Source organism: Moorena sp. SIO3I6 (assembly GCF_010672095.1).
In genome coordinates this window covers 1-16,068 of sequence record NZ_JAAHHU010000076.1, presented here as the reverse complement: position 1 = coordinate 16,068, position 16,068 = coordinate 1, and the positions used below count along the sequence as shown (strand labels likewise).

The following is a 16,068-nucleotide window of genomic DNA, read 5'->3' as shown; positions in this document are numbered from 1 at the left end:
AGTCTTTGAGACATTGGGTTTGTTTGTGATCTATTAGCTAGTGTAGCGGAAGATATCGAATGCGATCGCAATCCGTTGCCGTTGTTCACCAGACAATGTCCCTCCCCCTTCTCCAATCTGGGTTTCATAGCCCATGGGCAACTGTTTAATAAACTCATCAGCACCTGCCAATCGTGCTGCTTCTATAATCTCGTCTAAACTAGCGGCAGGATGACCTAAGCTAATATTTTCCTTAATCGTTCCACCAAACAAAAAGGTATCTTGGTCTACTACTCCCACTTGCGATCGCAAAGACTGTAAGGACAGACTGGTAATATCAAGGCCATCAATCAATACTTTCCCATCTGTGGGTGGATACAATCCCAACACCAATTTATAAATCGTTGTTTTACCTGAACCACTGCGTCCGACTAGGGCTACCATTTGTCCTGGTTTCACTTGAAATTATAGATTTTCCAGTACATTTAAATCACTCTCTGAGTGATAGCGAAAGGTGACGTTATTAAAGGTAATGTTACCCTGAATTGATGGTAACGATTGACGGGCTTGATTCAGCAAATCCTCCTCTGGTTCAGCATCCAACACATCATTAATCCGTTCCATAGCAATTACTACTTCCTGGAATTGATTCCATAACACCGTTAACCGCTGGAAGGGAGTAATAATATTTCCCAGCAGCATATTGAATGCCACTAATTGTCCAATGGTTAACTGATTTTGAATCACTAACCACGCTCCATACCACAGCAGGCTTGTGGTTACTACGGCTTCAATAGCATTACTAAAAAATTGCAGACGATTGCTGATAACTTGCCCATCAAAACTTGTCTTAATTTCCTTATTTAATAACTCCTACCAATGCCAACGTACTGTTTGTTCTACTGCTGTGGATTTAACGGTACTTACACCGGAAAGCGCTTCAATTAGATAACTATTTTCTTTAGCCGTCGATTGAAATATTTCCCGGGAAATCATTCGTAAAAACGGTGTCGCAATCAATGCTAGCCATAAGAATTGCGGCACAATCACTAAGGCCAATAATGCCATTTTACAGCTGTACCAAACCATCAATCCTACATAGATAAATACTGTTAGTAAATCCAGCAGAATTGATAACGCCTCACCGGTAAGGAACCGCTCAATCTTGCGGTTTTCTTGAACCCGTGATATAATATAACCAACATAGCGGGACTCGAAAAACGAGAGAGGCAACCGCAGTGTATGGCGAATAAATCCTACAATCAGTGCTGCATCTACTTTATTAGCCGTATGGTCTAGTAGATATTGCCGCAACCCCATCATTGCCACTCGAAACAGGCTAAGAGCTGATTTCTAAACAGAACCTTAAACTGTTGCCAGTCGTTTTGTCATCAGGCGAATGAGAGAACCATAAATCATCGCCTCACTCATCTGTGTATACTGTTCATAGTCCGTGACTCAAACGGCGAAATCGATTCAACCACCCGAACGTGCGTTCCACGATTCCTAGCTTTGGCAATATCTCAAACTCCAATGACAAAGCGTTCTATGACTTCTACTTGCACTGACTCACCACACACTTGTTTGACCGCATGGGCAAAATTCTTTCCCGAATACCCGCACAGCCACCCAAACCACTTTCAACTTGGAGAGAGCTTCTTTCGACTCATTAAAAACAACAACAGCTCCCAATCGCTCTGACATGTTTGCTTCGGTCACTAACATTCCCTACAGCAAACCTTGCGAATCTACGACGATATGCCGTTTACGGCCAAAAACCTTCTTGCCACCGTCATAGCCGTAGACATCCCCCTTTTTTCGGTGGTTTTCACCGATTGAGAATCGGCTATCGCCACCGTTGATTGTTCGTCACGTCCTGATTCGGTGAGTAACTGGCCTGGTAACTTGTCATGAATCCCTTGCCATATGCCAAAGCGGTTGCCACTTGCGAAAGTATTTATAGACAGTAGAATAGGGCGGTAAATCATGAGGCAACATTTCCCATTGACAGCCCGTACGTTGCACGTAAAATATCCCGTTCAGAACAATACGAAGATTAACCGTTCTGGGATGACCGAACCCTTTAGGACAAGGGTTTGTAGGGTTCAATGATGCTCCATTCCGCATCACTGAGGTCACGCTCGATAGGTTGGGCGATGGGGGTTAGCAATCTTAGGTAAGCGGCTCATGGAGAAATGCCAGAGGAAGTCAAGGTAATAATCTACTTCGACTACCGCAGTTGTAGTCCATTTCTTTAGACTACCTTTAGAAATCAGCTCTTAGTCATAGGTCATAGAGAAAATATAAAGGATGAACGGTGAAGTATCAAGTATGAAGTATTAAGGGTGAAGTGGAGCGATAGAACCTATGGCTCCTATGTGGATTAGACCCAATTAGCAATCACCAATTACAATCAATGACTAAATGAAACATGGACTTGATGCCTACGCTCACTTGGACTCCCCCATCCACAGTTGGGAACCTCGTGCCAAGCTAATTGCCCTATTGACCCTAATTTTTGCGTTTTCCTTTGTACAGCATTTGATAGTGCTACCAGGGATGGTGGCTCTGACCCTAATTTTTTATCGAGTCTCTCGCCTGCCACTGTCCTTTCTGTTGAATCGGTTGCGCTATCCGGGATTGTTTCTGTTAGGGATCACACTGCTACTCCCCTTCACAGTAGGCACTACCGTGATCATCCAGCTTGGTCCAATCGCCGTGCGACAGGAAGGACTGCTAACCCTAGTGCTGATTGCCACCCGTTTCCTATGTATTCTGACCATTAGTGTGATTTTATTTGGCACCGCACCCTTTTTGACCAACATCAAAGCTATGCGATCGCTTGGTCTGCCCTCACTGGTTGCGGATATGACTCTGTTGTCTTACCGCTATATTGAGCAATTTAGTAACGACCTAGCTAAAATGAAGCGGGCAATGCAGCTGCGAGGTTTTCGTGGCAAAGGACCAAAGCTTTCATGGCAGGAATTTGGACGTCACCCAGTTGCTTGGTTACTGGAATCCTTCGCCCGTAGTTACCGTAACCTTAGAGTTTTAGCGTCCCTAACCGGAACACTTTTGGTGCGCAGTTACCAGCAATCCCAGCAAGTCTATAAAGCGATGATTTTACGAGGGTATAGTAACACCTCTAAATTTATGGTTTCTGAGAGTTCTGGTGTGACAATAGGGAGTAGAACACAGAGCTTTTCATTACCGCTTCCTAGGGAAAAGCGTATGGGGTCTAGTACAAATACTGCTGGTTTCCACCACTACATTGCTCTGGGACTCACTAGCTTGATTTCAGTAGGATTTGTGATCGTAGAAATTCTCTTAACAGAAGCGTAAACAACTCGCCGCTAACTCACAACGCGAGTATAGCGGGAGCTTTAAAGCTCAAAGTTTACCAGTCTAAGCCTTTAGAGGGCTACGTTATTTTTAAGAGTTAAAGTTCCTACCTAGGGATGCGTAGCTAGTCCCCAGCTCTAGAACCCGGTCGTTAAACAGGTGTAGTTGAGTTAAGCCAGTGCGATTGGGAAAGTACCGAGAAATAACATTGACTAAGCTAACTTTACCCTGGCAACAGGAGGAAACACAATTATGCGTGTCTTTGTATTAAACAAAAATCGACAACCACTAGATCCATGTAGACCGGCAAGAGCCAGGATTTTATTATCAACTGGCAAGGCAAAGGTCTATCGCCGTTACCCATTCACTATAATCTTGACTGAGGAAATAATAGATCCAGTAACTCACGATCACAAAATCAAAATAGATCCTGGAGCAAAAACAAGCGGTTTTGCTATTGTTCAAGGAGAACGAGTGGTCTGGGGAGCCGAACTTATACATAGGGGTTTCCAGATCCGAGATTCTTTGACTTCTCGTAGGCAGCTAAGACGCAGCCGACGTAATCGCAAGACTCGATACCGCAAGCCCAGGTTTCTTAATAGAACCAGACCAAAAGGTTGGCTAGCTCCTAGCTTGATGTCTAGAGTTCAAAATATTGAAACTTGGACTAAGAAACTGATTAAATTATGTCCGGTCGCAGGCATTTCTCAAGAATTGGTTAAATTTGATACTCAAAAACTAGAAAACCCTGAAATATCTGGAATTGAGTATCAACAGGGCACACTTTACGGTTATGAACTTCGAGAATATTTACTCGAAAAATGGAATCGTAAATGTGCTTATTGTGGGACAACAGGAACTCAATTAGAAATTGAGCACATTAAACCCAAGTCCAAAGGTGGTTCTGATCGAGTTTCTAATTTAGCGATTGCATGTCACCCATGTAACCAGGCGAAATCTAATCAAGACATTGAACTTTTCTTGTCTAACAAGCCTAGTATCCTGAAACGCATACTGAGTAAAGCTAAACGCCCTCTGGCTGATGCGGCTTGTGTTAATTCAACCCGATGGAAGTTGTACCACGATCTCAAGTCAACAGGGCTACCTGTTGAAGTAGGTAGTGGCGGATTAACCAAATTCAATAGGTGTCGTCAAAATCTTCCGAAAACTCATTGGTTGGATGCGGCAAATGTCGGGAAAGTCGAAACATTGATTATCGAAGTAACCAATCCTTTGATAATAACCGCCAAAGGACATGGCACTCGTCAAATCTGTAGAACTAACAAATATGGCTTTCCCACTCGTCATTGCTCCAGAATCAAGTTTCATAAAGGTTTTCAGACAGGCGATATTGTTCGTGCCGTAGTCACCAAAGGCAAAAAAATCGGCACCTATGTCGGACGAGTCGCAACTAGAAAGTCAGGGTCTTTCAATATCTCAACTAAATCAGGATTAGTAGAGGGTATCAGTCACAAGTATTGTCAATTTATTCACAGAAAAGATGGTTATGCTTATACGACTTAGATCCTGTCCTCCCTTTCCTGAGTGCCATATAAACACCTGGGGGAACCCCAGGTGTTTATATGGCACGTCTCACCGCGTGCGTCAAAGATTATAGGCGGAGTCTCCAAGGAGGCGGACAGATGACCGAAGCGAATTCAGACTGATCAATGATGAATAATTCATGGTCATCAAATCAAGGTAATATTGATTCCGGTTAACGACTTATAAGTTTAGGGTTTGGGTTGGTGTTTTGTTAATTTAAATTTAATAAAATTAACACTTAAATTAACACTTAACAAAATTCGCTCACCCCGACTATAAGTGATTAGCCGTAATTAATATGGCTGCTGAATTTATCCTAGCCTACACCGAACGCTATCATGCGAAACGACTTCATCCTTGGCCTTAAGGCCGTAGGCCACGCTCCGCGAACGGCCACGCTACGCGAACAGACTTCATCCTTCAGACTTTTACCGTGAAACAGCAAAAACAAGAATTGTTTTACCGAGAAGATTACATTGAACCGTATCAGTCACCTACTTCGTTACACTACGTCCTTGCCATTGATAGTCTGTATTTTTCCTACCCAGACCAACCGGATAGTTTACGCAATATAAATCTCACCATTAAGCCAGGGGAACGGGTGGGTTTGATTGGTCCGAATGGTGCTGGTAAAACTACCCTATTTCTAACCATCTGCGGCATTTTAAAACCAACTAGGGCAAGAGTGATGCTGTTATTTGGCAAACCCGTGGTCGCGGGTGAGTTTCGCCCAGAAATTGGTCTGGTGTTTCAGAATCCCGATGACCAGTTATTTTCCCCTTCGGTCTGGGATGACGTAGCCTTTGGACCAGAGAATATGGGGTTACCAGCGGTTGAGGTTGAACAGCGAGTTCAAGAAGCCCTATCCCTGACGGGTGTGGAACACTTAGCGGGTCGAGTTCCCCACAACCTGTCTGGGGGTCAGAAGTGTATGGTAGCGATCGCAGGGGTTTTAGCCATGGCTCCATCCCTAGTGCTTTACGATGAACCCAGTGCGAATCTTGACCTTCGTTCCCGGCGTCGCTTGATTAGCTTTTTGAAACGCTCCGAGGAGACAATACTGATTTCCTCCCATGACCTAGAACTGATTTTAGAAGTATGCGATCGCGTTTTGCTACTTGACGAAGGACAAATTATTGCTGACGGTCATCCTCAACAGGTGATGGCTAATCAGCAGCTGATGGAGGCTCATGGTTTGGAAAAGCCTCACTCTATAGTGTCGGTTATCGGTAACCCTTGAAAACCTATTCGTTGGCGGTTTACTGTTCACTGTTAACCGTCAACAATGATTAACTGGCTCAGGATGGTGCTGGAGTACATCAATTACCTTCCCCACTGAAAAACTGCTGCGCCCCAAGTCAATCCTGCACCAAAGCCGGAGGTAGCTATAATATCTCCTGATTTAATTTTCTCAAGCCGCACTGCTTGATCCAACACTAGAGGTATAGAAGCCGCTGAGGTATTACCATATTGGGCGAGATTACTTAGAACCTTGTGGTTAGGAATCTTCAGACGTTGGGCAACTCCATCAAGAATCCGCTGATTAGCTTGATGCAAGACCAGCCAATCCACCTGTTCAGTGCTGATATCAGCTCGAAATAATGCTTTTTCAATCACTTCTGGTACCTTTTGCACGGCAAAGCGATAAACCTCTTTACCACTCATGGTAATGGGCTGATAAGTGCCTTTAGCAACAGTCAAGCCCTTGACAATTTCCTGCTGTTGTGATTTGTAGGCTAACTGAAGACAGCTATTTTGGGTACCATCACTACACAGTGCAAATCCCAGTAAGCGATCGGATTGATTTGCCTGCAAAACTACAGCCCCAGCACCATCTCCAAATAGTACACAAGTACTTCTGTCTGACCAATCCACCCACCTTGAGAGAATATCGGCACCAATTAGTAAGACATTTTGGTAAAGGCCAGTGCGGATAAATTGGGACGCTGTAGCCAGTCCAAAGACGAACCCAGAGCAGGCTGCGGTTATATCAAAGGCAACTGCTTTTGATGCTCCCAGGAGTGCCTGAACTTGATTAGCACTGCCAAACAAATCATCCGGGGTTGAGGTGGCTAGGATAATCAGATCTAGGTCTTCAGGAGCAATTCCAGCCATAGCGATCGCATTCTTTGCTGCCCCAGTAGCCATCTCACTTAGACTTCCTTGTGCATGCACCAGATGCCGTTGCCGAATTCCGGTACGGCTGGTAATCCACTCATCCGATGTATCAACCATCTGGCTTAGTTGATGGTTATCGAGGGTAACCTCTGACGCTGCGGAACCGCTTCCGGTAATAGCAATGCCTGTTCCTAGTTGATTCAAGGCTCTTCTCCATCAGTTGCATCCCATGTTTTTCTCTTCCCAAGTTCGCTGCTTAGGGAGAAGGCGGAAAGACTGGTCATTGGTCAATCTTGCCATCACAGCCACTGTGAACTAAACTACACAAGCCTTACACGGTTATGGTGTGGGGCTTGTGCCACGCTCAAGCTAAAAATTTCCTAGTTTAACGAAACCCTAGAGATTATTAGGTGGATTTTATCCATAACGTTATCGGTTAAATAGCATAATTTGTTGCTAAAGCTACCGGAGTTTACCTAATGGCTATAAGCATGAGTTTAACACCAGACTTGATCAGCTACTAAAAATTTAGTCCGCATTTTGTCATGATCGCTTTTTGTTGACATTTTCAAGAATAACGGTTATACGCAAACTGTCAACCGTCAACCCTCAACCCTCAACAAAAAAACAGTTGCAAAAAAAAAACAGTTGCGCTAATGGTGGCCTTGAAATACCGCTCAGCCGATCATGCCTTACTCCTCACTGCTGGAATTGCTAGCCACTGATTCCTTAGAGCTTTTGAAGTGATTGGCTTTAATCCGCTCTATTACTCGGTGATCAATGGCTTCTTGAGCCAACCGAATCGCGTTAAAAATTGATGGGGCTTGGGAGCTACCGTGACTAATAATACAAATTCCTGCCACCCCTAAGAGTAGGGCACCGCCATGTTCTGCATGATCCATACGCTGCTTAATCCGCTTCAAGTTGGGTTTTAACAACGCTGTACCTAGCTGACCTTGTATCCCTTGAGGCAGTTCTTCTCGGATAATTTGCAGCATCACCTCCCCTACAGCTTCGGCAAATTTGAGCAGTATATTGCCCACAAAGCCATCGCACACAATTACATCAAACTGACCTGAGAGTACATCTCTACCCTCAGCATTGCCTATAAAGTTTATTCTGGGATTTTTTTGTAGCAGTTGATGAGTGCGGATGGCCAAATCATTGCCTTTACACTCTTCCTCACCAATGTTTAGCAGTCCTACCTTAGGATCTTCGATGCCTAAGACATACTTGCTATATACTGACCCCATGATGGCAAACTGCTCTAGATATTTAGGGCGACAATCTACAATTGCCCCCACGTCCAATATAATCACTGGCTTGCCAGCCATGATGCTAGGAAACACTGCGCCAATTGCGGGACGGTCAATCCCTGGCAGACGCCCTAAGCGCAATAGAGCCGCTGCCATGGCTGCCCCAGAGTGACCAGCACAGACTACAGCGTCAGCACGTCCTTGCTTGACTAAGTCCATGGCTACGTTAATAGAAGCCTTGGGCTTACGCTTCAAGGTCACCAAGGGTTCTTCATCCATGGCAATGACACCATCAGCAGCTACAATTTCTATCTGACTTGATCCGTGGTGTTGGGAAATAGAGGATCTAATTTGCTCAGGATCCCCTACCAACAATACCTCTACCCCTAACTCAGCTTGTGCTCTAATAGCTCCAGCAACTATTTCATGGGGGGCATAATCCCCGCCCATAGCGTCTATTGCGATTCGTGCGCTAGTCGATGCCATTGCTCAAAGTTTATAGAAACCTTCCACATCTTACCAGAACCATTACCTGGAATAGTAAACAATGTGATCAGTTTAACTTGAGGTTTGGGAACCGAAAGGCTTGCATGGTGACATGTTCTCAACAGAACTGTTCAGTCGCAGCATTCAGTATCTAAAATAGAGCAGCCTCAAGAAACAAATGTGGTGTAGTGAATGCTAAAACAACTTGCTGCTGGGATCCTTGCCGGTGCCTTTGTCGTTATATCTGTCAAACTTTGGAGAATTCTACAACCGATCAACCTTGATCAAGCTCAACTGATGGCTTGGCGGGATACCTCCTTGTTTAGCTTGCCAGCTGAACCAGACCCGTCTGCTGAAGCGATTGTGGATGAATTCATAGGAAAATGGCGTGTTCAAGGTTCAGCAGTTAAGCAAGGAGTATGGATTCAATCGGGACTGACTAGACTCGCGACCCACCGGGGAAATGTTCCAATACCCGCAGCTTCAATCACGAAAATTGCCACTAGTCTAGCGGCATTACAGCAATGGGGACCAGCTCATCAATTTGAAACTAGAGTCAGTGCCACCGGAATAGTTAAAGATGGGGTATTGGAGGGAGATTTGGTGATTACTGGTGGTAGCGACCCGTTTTTTGTGTGGGAAGAAGCGATCGCATTGGGTAATAGTCTAAATCAACTGGGAATCCGCCGGGTCACTGGAAATTTAGTGATCATTGGCAATTTCACTATGAATGATCAGGACAACCCAGAAATTGCTGGTGGGCAACTCTTGCAAGCCTTAAAATCCAGCAGCTGGTCTTGGCAGATTGTCCGCCAGTATCAATCGATGGCCAAAGGAACCGAGAAACCCGAATTAGAAATTGCTGGTAATGTAGTCGTATCTGATACTCCCATTCCCAAGCAGGAATATCTGTTACTCCACAAGTCCTTGCCCCTGGTAGATATTCTTAGAGAGATGAACATCTACAGTAACAACGACGTATCTCAGATGTTGTCTCAAGCCATTGGGGGTGCTCAGACAACCGCTCGGTTGGCGGCTAGGTCAGCTGGTGTACCCGGTAGCGAAATTCAGTTGATTAATGGCTCTGGTTTAGGTATGGAGAATCGAATTTCCCCCCGTGCTGCTTGTGCTATGCTCATGGCTATTGAGCGCTTTTTACAGCCTTACGAGCTTAATCTTAGGGATGTCTTCCCCCTAGCTGGACGGGATACTAAGGGAACCATGCTCGACCGTAACATTCCCCCAGGGGCTGTGATTAAAACCGGAACTCTCAGAGAAGTTAGTGCTCTAGCTGGTTTTCTCCCAACACGCGATCGCGGTTTAGTGTGGTTTGCCATTATTAACGGTGGCAACGATATCCTAGAATTTCGCGCAAAACAGGATCAGCTACTGCAACGCCTGTCTGTCGAGTGGGGTACCCTTACCCAAAAGAGTAGCAATCAAACCCATAAACCATTGATCATTGGTGATCCCAAGCGTATTGAAAAAATCAGCAGTGCCTTGTTGATTGAAAATAAAAAATAGCAAATAGATATCGAGTTGGCTTGACCGTTGACGGTCAACGGTCAACTTTGGTCAACTGTCAACTTTGGTCAACTGTCAACTTTGGTCAACGGCTCCAAAGCCAGTCTCAGCAATAAATTAATTTAGGCTACAGTCAACCTTGGCCAAAAGGCCACGCGATCGCGTTCAACCTTCAACCAGCTCAAGGAATAATTTCTGTTACCACTCTTTCCCCAACACCACTAGTTACTAAAATATCTTGAGCTTCAAGGTTACCCACTGCTTTATCACCAGTCGTATTAAATTGGGGTGAAACTTGTTCATATATTACATTACCTGAGGCTTCCATCTGTTGGGTGGGGATATCCCAAGTTAGCTGATTAGCGTACAGTTTGGCTTGCTTACGGCTTCCCTCCCCTTGTACTCCTCCCGTTAACCTAACTACTTTCTTACCCAAATCTACCCGTCCCCTGTTAGCTGTTACCATCAGTTTCTGCTGCTGGTGAACAATTCTAACCGGCTGATCGGACACGACAGTTTTATCATTCAAATTCCAAACTGCTGAATTACTCGATATCACGACCGGTGGTTCGACCGAAGTCAACTGCACATTTTTCTTGAGAGTTGCTATCTTTGCCTTAAGGTTTACCTCAGACTTATCTGCTTCCACTCGTTCTGTTACTATCTTATTTTTATAGCGTTCAATCAGTATGCTTTTGTTACCAATTACCTTCTCCTGTTCGATATGCCAGACCAAACGTTCCGTTTTCATTTGCAAGTTTGGGTCTTTTGATATGGCTGCTACTTGACCAATTAATTCCAAATTCTGGGTGCGACTTAAGTAACGCCCTTCCTTTGCGGATGCTTGTAGTTTAGGGTGATTACCTTTAACGTTATTGCGGATAACTAACAAATCTTCCTTAGGTTTCCACTCAGACTCATCACCTCGTAACACAGCACCATTACGGGGATCTGTAGCCGTGACCTGACCTTTGAGAAACACTATCTCACCATTCTCTAGGATTTCCCCACTCTGGGCTGAAACCTGTAAAATCAGTTTCCCATCTTGATACAAATCCCCATTGGGTTTCTCAATGTAAGCGATTTTTCTATCTGGAGAGTAAGTCGCTTTATCTCCTGTAACTTTCCATAGAGGACGACCTTGCTTATCTGACTGATCTAGAGTGACGTTTTTAAAGACTAGACTTCCTTCAATTTTTTCAGTAACGTTAGTGTCTTCCTGAACTTGATTTAATGGCTTTGGCTCACTCTTACAGCCAGATAATGAGTAAACCATGAAAATCAAAATAAAAAATTTAAGACATCTCTTGGAGTATAAAAACATATGGCTTAAGAGCGTGTGGTTAGGATAAATGACTATAAAATAATCGATACAAAGCTTAATCATAAAGACTTGTATCGATTTAAAAAAGGAATTTTTATAAAAATTGCTTACTAGGAAACGCTATACTAGTTATTACTCCTTAGTTATTAGAAGTTTTTATAACCTCTATAGTTCCTGGGGGGCGACAAGCCCCCCAAATTCTTTGTCAGCTCTAGGTTTAAGGTCACTCTCATCCCAAACTATACCTAGACAATCATGAGCATATTTTCAATTACTGAGAACTCAATCCCTGATTCTTTCCTCCAACTGGTCGAAAAATCGGGTTGATAAGTAAGTTTGGTAACTGACTTGACGCGCATCCTGACCAGATAAGGATTATAGCCTACCTTTCACCCGCTCAGCGCTCGGCAGAAGATTTTCAATTACTGAGAACTCAATCTCTGATTATTTCCTTCAAGTTGGATATAAGTTTTGTAACTGAATTGACCAAACCCAGATGAGTTAATGATTATAGGCGACCTGTTACCCCCTCAGCTATACTTGACTTAGTTGCTTAGCTTTCAGTTTTTAGATGGTTGACCCTACTCCATTAATAAAGTCTGTATGTCAACTATAGGAGGGGAAAGCATCGGACATAAACTATAGGGTTTCAGCCACTAATTATTGCCCGAATGCTACAAGACATGAGAAAGAAACGCCCACACACCTACATCGTAGTTTCGACCCCATCAGACAGACCCTAATCACCAATGAATAATGAATAATGAATAATGAATAATCACTAATCACTAATCACTAATCACTAATCACCAAACTATTTGTGCTGTTCATCCATGACATTGAACCCAGACAAAGGACGGTAAGTATAGTTTTGTTTGGGTGTTTTTTGGATACTTTCTTGGATGGTATCAAGGTCAATATAGCGGTCAGCTACATTAATGAGACTATCACTGGTCATGGAGCGTAGGCTGACTACCTCAACCCGAACTCCCCGATAACTTACAGAATCTACTGCATAGGCAAGATCGCCATCACCACTGACTAGAACTGCTGTGTCGTAGGAACCCACTAGTGCCATCATGTCAACAGCAATTTCTACATCCAGATTAGCTTTTTTTGAGCCATCTGGTAGCTGCACTAAATCTTTGGCAATTACTCGGTAGCCATTACGACGCATCCAGAGTAGAAAGCCCTGCTGCTTTTCATTCGTACGATCAACACCAGTGTAAAAGAAAGAGCGTAGTAGCCTAGACCCTGCTGTCAAACGACACAATAGCTTAGTGTAGTCAATTTCAATCCCTAGTTGCAGGGCAGCATAAAATAAGTTTGAACCATCGATAAAGATGGCAACACGACCACGGTTTTCTAGGACTTGTTCAGGTGTAAAAATTGGGTCATGATTATAATGGCTCAGCATTTTTATTATACCTCTTTGTTAAAAAAAAAATTTAAAAAACTTTTTACTTAATCAGCATTAAGGTAAGATGCCGATTAAGTTTTTGGTTAATAAGACGGAACCAAATTAGGTGAGTTCCAGTCGTGCAAATACCGGTTTGGGTTTTCCTAGCTTCTGGTTTTGAGGTAAAACCCCCCAAGATGCATGGGATACATAGGGCGCAGCCAAAAAGATGTGTTCTTTTTGGCTAAAGTCGATGGCAAAACCTAGTTGTTTGTAAATCTCCGTACTAATACTGGGAATAATCGGTGATAAGAGATAGGCAGCTAAGCGCACTGACTCTAAAACTGTATATAACACTTGTTCAACCTCTTGCTGTTTTCCTTGTTTATACAAGCTCCAGGGAGCTTGCTGATCTAGAAATTTGTTACTGGCTCGAATCAGAGTAAATATTTTTTGGCAAGCTTGGCTAAACGCTAGGGATTCATAAGCCCTAGCGACTTTTGAACCGAGATCTAAGCCAATTTCGAGCAGAGGATTGACCTGTGAAATATCTGAGCCAGTTAAAGCTGGAACAATACCTTGACAATACTTTTTAGCCATTCCCAAGGTGCGATTGAGCAAATTACCTAGGTCATTGGCTAAATCGGCATTGACGATATCGATAAAACGGGTTTCACTAAAATCCCCGTCTCGCCCAAATTCAATCTCTTTTAGAAAATAATAGCGAATTGCATCAGCACCGTATTTATCTACCAACTCCACTGGGTCTAGGGTATTGCCTAGACTTTTTCCCATTTTTTGACCATCTTTGGTCAGAAAGCCATGACCAAATACTTGACCTGTAACAGGTAGAGAGGCTGACATTAACATGGCAGGCCAGTATACAGCATGAAAGCGCAGGATGTCCTTACCGATAAGATGTAAATTGATCGGCCACCATTTTTGTAAGGCATTATCAAGAGTTGGTTCACTATCGGGATCCAATAGGGCAGTCACGTAGCCTAGTAAGGCATCAAACCAGACATAGATGGTGTGGCTGGGATCAACCGGTACTGGGAAGCCCCAATCGACATTCAATCGCGAAATCGAAAAATCCTGTAGTCCCTGACTGACAAAACTCAACACTTCATTACGGCGACTTTCCGGTTGGATAAAATCCGGTCGCTGTTGGTAAAGTTCTTCTAGCTGTTTTTGGTATTTAGAGAGCCGGAAAAAGTAGTTTTGCTCATCCCGCCACTCCGCTTCTTGATTGGGGTGAATCGAGCAGCGGTTTCCAGGTAGAAGTTCCCGTTGCTCTTTAAATTCCTCACAGGAGACACAGTACCACCCTTGTTGTTGACTCAGATAAATGTCACTTTTATCCCAAACCCGCATGAAAAATTCTTTGACAATGGCTTGGTGGCGGTTAGCAGTAGTGCGGCTGAAACGGTCATACTGGATATTGAGCTTTTGCCAGAGGACATCAAATCCAGCAGCTATCTTGTCGCAATGTACTTGAGGATCTACCCCTTGATTTTCAGCAGTCCGCTGAATTTTTTGTCCATGTTCATCTGTACCAGTAATTAACAGTACGTCTTTGCCCTGTAACCGTTGAAAACGAGCTACTGCATCAGATGCCATGGTGGTATAGGCACTGCCGATATGGGGTAAGTCGTTCACATAGTAAAGGGGTGTTGTAATGGCAAATGTATTTTTAGTAGTATTCGTATGAATCATATGAGTGTTAAAAACGCCCTCCAGCCAACTGATTTAACTTATTTAAGTGATTTATAACCTAGTGTATGGCTACTAGTATTAATTTTAGTTGTTACTATATGTAGTATTTATCTAATCAGATTTACTTAAGTTTTAACCTTTTCTAAAAAGTATCTGTCGCTACTTTTTAGTTGACGTTACTCAAAATTGTTTATTATCTTGTAACTCATTCCACCTATTTTAGTTGTGGGGTTTCGAGTCATTACTCCTTAGTCTGTTACTTATGAGTAAGGAGTAATGATAAGCAGCCGATAAGTTATCCCACTCCCTTGAAGGAATGGAATCAAGGCCACCTTCTGTCACTTGATTATAAGGAAAATTAATTATTAACATAAGTTAGTAGTCTAGTTTAGATTTAACAGGCTTTTTCTACTACTGGCTTAATGCCTAATGTGTCAAGCTACACACTTGTAGTCACTGGCAGTCTATCACCATTAGTTGTGTTGCACCTGATTATCTCTACTTTAAGGCATCTGTCAATAGATAGAATTTGAAAATAATGTTAAGAAATGTTAATTTAGATTAGAAATTGATGACTGAAACTGGTGTCTGACCATCTTCCTCTACAGGTTTATGATGCGCTGCTTGCTGCAATGGGAAGACAAATGTTCCAATATCGATGAGGATCGCATTCCTCATAAATCTGCCGTTGTAGTAGTGAGCAACCATCGTGGCTTTCTAGATGTCCCGTTGTTGATGGTAGCCTTAGGGCAACCAATCCCCATTGCTTGTGATCATTACATGGGACAAGTACCAGTGATGCGGGTGGGTTGTCCAGCAGATGGGTTGTTTCCCTCTAGAAAAACCAGAAAATACACTGTAGGCGTTTTTACAACAGGCAAGTTCAGTTTCTCGAACATAATCATTGGGTTGGGGTGTTTCTAGTCCGAGCCCAACCAATGGTGAATTTGACTCAGCCTTTGGCAATAGGCAAGTTTTATAAAGGCTTTGCCCACTTAGCTTTGTGGACATCAGTTAAACAGGCAGCGCCGCGCCTAAAGCGCGATCGCTTCCCAAGAATAAATCGTACACTCAGTGATACCGCTGGGATGGTTACGTTTGTTTGACCCATCTGAACCCCTATTTGAACAAATGGGTTGGCATCCGATGGTTATTCATCGCCGTGTGGTAGTATTAGTTGGACATTCCTCTTGGATTACACAGAAACAGCTGTAACACTATCAAGGGAAACAGATTGTCTGCCCCATTACTAAGAGGATGTCTGAAAAGTCAAAATAATAGCGATCGCCTCCTGGAACGGGCAAAGCTATATCGGCAAAGTTTGAGGCTTCACAGACTGCTAAAAGAAAAAACTCTCGTCAAGATAAGCTGTCAATAGC

12 protein-coding genes and 2 pseudogenes are annotated in these 16,068 nt (G+C 43.5%); 6 read left to right on the top strand and 8 right to left on the bottom strand.

What is annotated here, in order from left to right:
• Nucleotides 1-33 precede the first annotated feature (33 nt).
• The 3 genes and pseudogenes from F6K49_RS21100 to F6K49_RS21090 all read right to left on the bottom strand — a co-directional run bounded on the left by F6K49_RS21100 (nt 34) and on the right by F6K49_RS21090 (nt 2,137).
• On the bottom strand, nt 34-438 hold the full coding sequence (locus tag F6K49_RS21100; protein ID WP_293020362.1) for an ATP-binding cassette domain-containing protein: 405 nt from the start codon (nt 436-438) through the stop codon (nt 34-36).
• A gap of 6 nt (nt 439-444) precedes the next feature.
• Nucleotides 445-1,317, bottom strand: a pseudogene (locus F6K49_RS21095) (ABC transporter transmembrane domain-containing protein).
• A gap of 27 nt (nt 1,318-1,344) precedes the next feature.
• Nucleotides 1,345-2,137, bottom strand: a pseudogene (locus F6K49_RS21090) (IS5 family transposase).
• 266 nt (nt 2,138-2,403) lie between these two features.
• Between F6K49_RS21090 and cbiQ the strand changes: the two are divergent.
• The 3 genes from cbiQ to F6K49_RS21075 all read left to right on the top strand — a co-directional run bounded on the left by cbiQ (nt 2,404) and on the right by F6K49_RS21075 (nt 6,106).
• On the top strand, nt 2,404-3,321 hold the full coding sequence (gene cbiQ / locus F6K49_RS21085) for a cobalt ECF transporter T component CbiQ (RefSeq protein WP_293020361.1): 918 nt from the start codon (nt 2,404-2,406) through the stop codon (nt 3,319-3,321).
• Nucleotides 3,322-3,573: 252 nt separating this feature from the next.
• Nucleotides 3,574-4,845, top strand: a complete 1,272-nt coding sequence (gene iscB, locus F6K49_RS21080) for an RNA-guided endonuclease IscB (protein WP_293020360.1) — start codon at nt 3,574-3,576, stop codon at nt 4,843-4,845.
• A gap of 454 nt (nt 4,846-5,299) precedes the next feature.
• Nucleotides 5,300-6,106 (top strand): ABC transporter ATP-binding protein, encoded by an 807-nt coding sequence (locus tag F6K49_RS21075; RefSeq protein WP_293020359.1) that lies wholly within the window; start codon nt 5,300-5,302, stop codon nt 6,104-6,106.
• A gap of 83 nt (nt 6,107-6,189) precedes the next feature.
• Here the strand turns inward: F6K49_RS21075 and F6K49_RS21070 are convergent, their stop codons facing one another.
• Complete coding sequence (locus tag F6K49_RS21070; protein ID WP_293042107.1) at nt 6,190-7,188, bottom strand: beta-ketoacyl-ACP synthase III; 999 nt, start codon at nt 7,186-7,188, stop codon at nt 6,190-6,192.
• Nucleotides 7,189-7,676: 488 nt separating this feature from the next.
• A complete protein-coding gene (gene plsX / locus F6K49_RS21065; protein WP_293020357.1) occupies nt 7,677-8,726 on the bottom strand; it encodes a phosphate acyltransferase PlsX in 1,050 nt (349 codons plus the stop codon).
• A 192-nt stretch (nt 8,727-8,918) separates the two neighbouring features.
• Here plsX and F6K49_RS21060 point away from each other — a divergent pair, with 192 nt between their 5' ends.
• Nucleotides 8,919-10,250 (top strand): D-alanyl-D-alanine carboxypeptidase, encoded by a 1,332-nt coding sequence (locus F6K49_RS21060; protein WP_293066499.1) that lies wholly within the window; start codon nt 8,919-8,921, stop codon nt 10,248-10,250.
• 181 nt (nt 10,251-10,431) lie between these two features.
• On the opposite strand, the gene lptC is transcribed toward F6K49_RS21060, so the two are convergent.
• From lptC to metG, 3 genes are all read right to left on the bottom strand, one after another.
• Nucleotides 10,432-11,574, bottom strand: coding sequence for an LPS export ABC transporter periplasmic protein LptC (gene lptC / locus F6K49_RS21055; protein WP_293066496.1), 1,143 nt, complete (start codon nt 11,572-11,574; stop codon nt 10,432-10,434).
• A gap of 814 nt (nt 11,575-12,388) precedes the next feature.
• The gene (locus F6K49_RS21050) at nt 12,389-12,991 is read right to left on the bottom strand and encodes an NYN domain-containing protein (protein ID WP_008182130.1); all 603 of its coding nucleotides are present in this window, start codon (nt 12,989-12,991) and stop codon (nt 12,389-12,391) included.
• Between the two features lie 105 nt (nt 12,992-13,096).
• Complete coding sequence (gene metG, locus F6K49_RS21045; RefSeq protein WP_293043688.1) at nt 13,097-14,713, bottom strand: methionine--tRNA ligase; 1,617 nt, start codon at nt 14,711-14,713, stop codon at nt 13,097-13,099.
• Nucleotides 14,714-15,301: 588 nt separating this feature from the next.
• On the opposite strand from metG, the gene F6K49_RS21040 reads away from it, so the two are divergent.
• Both F6K49_RS21040 and F6K49_RS21035 read left to right on the top strand, forming a co-directional pair.
• On the top strand, nt 15,302-15,613 hold the full coding sequence (locus F6K49_RS21040) for a 1-acyl-sn-glycerol-3-phosphate acyltransferase (RefSeq protein ID WP_293020352.1): 312 nt from the start codon (nt 15,302-15,304) through the stop codon (nt 15,611-15,613).
• A 150-nt stretch (nt 15,614-15,763) separates the two neighbouring features.
• Nucleotides 15,764-15,904, top strand: a complete 141-nt coding sequence (locus tag F6K49_RS21035) for a hypothetical protein (RefSeq protein ID WP_293020351.1) — start codon at nt 15,764-15,766, stop codon at nt 15,902-15,904.
• Nucleotides 15,905-16,068: the final 164 nt, after the last annotated feature.